Origin of the sequence: Mucilaginibacter sp. (assembly GCF_036383575.1) — a bacterium.
GTDB lineage: Bacteria > Bacteroidota > Bacteroidia > Sphingobacteriales > Sphingobacteriaceae > Mucilaginibacter.
The window spans coordinates 1-1,999 of sequence record NZ_DASVOB010000663.1 but is presented as its reverse complement, the minus strand read 5'-3'; the positions used below and the strand labels follow the sequence as shown (position 1 = coordinate 1,999).

The window sequence follows — 1,999 nt, the reverse complement described above, 5'->3', positions numbered from 1 at the left end:
CAGGTTCTGTCCCCCATCGCCGCGGGTGAGCGACAGGTAGCCTGTGCGATAATGTTTTTCCTGGGCCAGGTAGGCCAGCAGGCGGGTATTTTCATCATCGGGATGGGCCGCTACATATAGTACGCTGCCCAGCACATCAAGCTTTTTCAGGTTTTGCTGAATGGTGCCAAGATCGGTAGGCGGGTTGGTTTGGGCTTTTAAAAATGCGGTTGTAAGCAGGAATACTACAATGAGGTGGATACGCTTCATAGCAACAAATATATTGAAAGATAGATATTCTGTATTTCCTGTATCAACAATATAACAAAACGATTACTGTGGCCATCAATCTGTTAAGATTTTGGACGATTGATATTGAATGTTTCAACAAATAGTTTTGATTTTTATAATTTTCTTAACTGATGTAAAACAAATCTGTCATTCGATGGTAATCTTAATCAACCGATTAACTTTTTCTGCTTCAATCCGATACGCTTAATCAATCGTTTGATTAATTTTGTGCCGTTAAAACAATGGAAAAAGATAAAATAGATAAAAAGGAACATATCCTCGACGTAGCCGAAAAGGTGTTCGCGGATCTGGGCTATGACGGTGCCTCCACCCGTACCATATCGGGCGAAGCCGGTGTAAACATGGCTATGCTCAATTACTATTTTGGATCAAAAGAGGGACTTTTCCTGGCAGTGTTTGAACGCAAGATCAATTCTTTCCGCACGCTGCTGCAAAACATTAGTGGCGATGGTACCATGACTGCCTGGGATAAACTGGATAAATGTATCGACAATTACGTTGAGCGCATTATTGCCAACAACTGTTTTCAAAAGCTTATTAACAGGGAAGTATCCATGAACAAACGTGGTGACCTTACCGATAAGATCATCGAAATACTGATGGTGAACGTATACGAGGTAAAAAGAATTATGGAAGAAGGCGTAAACAACGGCTTGTTTCATGCTGATGCCGATATACCACTGGTAATAGCCACCCTCTTCGGAACAAAAAATTATATAGTTAACATGCCTCAGCTATCATCATTAATACTGGGACATGATATTCGTGATGAAAAGTTTATGGAAGCTGAACTGAAACCACGGGTAAAAACATACATGAAAAGACTTTTAAAAGCTTATTTAGTTAAATGAACATGACAACTCCAAATAACAAAACCGACCACCTTAAACTATTAAAGCAGGTGTTACGGCCCGTTTTACGCGGCAGTATCGCACTCTTAGTTTTAAGCCTGCCTTTTACCGCCAATGCGCAGGACAGGACAATCACCCTTGATGAAGCCATTAAGCTTGGTCTTGAAAACAGCAAAACGCTTAAGCTTTCAAATTCGAAGGTTGAACAGGCTGTTTCAGAATACAACCAGGCTAAAGATGAAGCTTTGCCAACCGGTAAAGTAAGTTATGGTTATAACCATGCCGAAATTCCGGCCAACAGGCTTGCTTTAGGCGAATCAAGCTTTAACCTGCCTAACCGTGCTGATGCTTACTTAGGGATCCTTACTTTAAACCAAACCATATTTGCCGGCGGTAAATTGAAATATGCCCGCCAGTCAACTGATCTGCTTACACAGGTTGCCCGTTTGGATATTGAAAATGATAAAGACCAGATCACCTATGACATTATCAGCTCGTACTATAACCTGTACAAGGTGCTGCAAAGCAAGAAGGTAGTAACTCAAAACCTTAGTACTGTTGATGCTCAGATTAAACAGGCACAACGCTTTTTTGAACAAGGTTTGGTTACCAAGAACGATGTATTGCGTTTCCAGTTGCAACGCTCAAACATCGAGGTTAACGGTATCGACCTGGAAACTAACCGTCGTATCATCAATTACAACCTTAACGTATTGTTAGGTTTACCTGAAGGCACACAGCTAAATATAGATCAGATCACCGAAGCCGACAGAGCAGTTGCTCCGCTAACCGCTTACCTTGATACCGCGATGGCTACACGCCCTGAGTTTAAGCAATTCGCATTACGCAGCCGCGTT

The 1,999-nt window shown here is 41.8% G+C and carries 2 protein-coding genes and 1 pseudogene; 2 read left to right on the top strand and 1 reads right to left on the bottom strand.

The window, feature by feature from the left end; genetic code table 11:
- Positions 1-249 (bottom strand): annotated as a pseudogene (locus tag VF500_RS23270) (LmbE family protein); the annotation flags it as partial.
- Positions 250-512: 263 nt separating this feature from the next.
- Here VF500_RS23270 and VF500_RS23265 point away from each other — a divergent pair.
- Together VF500_RS23265 and VF500_RS23260 are read left to right on the top strand one after the other, a co-directional pair.
- Positions 513-1,142, top strand: coding sequence for a TetR/AcrR family transcriptional regulator (locus tag VF500_RS23265; protein ID WP_330861967.1), 630 nt, complete (start codon positions 513-515; stop codon positions 1,140-1,142).
- A 2-nt stretch (positions 1,143-1,144) separates the two neighbouring features.
- Positions 1,145-1,999, top strand: an 855-nt coding sequence (locus VF500_RS23260) for a TolC family protein (RefSeq protein WP_330861966.1), incomplete at its 3' end; no start/stop codon positions are given.

What these genes read in the sequence shown, in the direction of transcription:
- VF500_RS23265 (WP_330861967.1), top strand. Translation starts at nt 513, where the DNA reads ATGGAAAAAGATAAAATAGATAAAAAGGAACATATCCTCGACGTAGCC.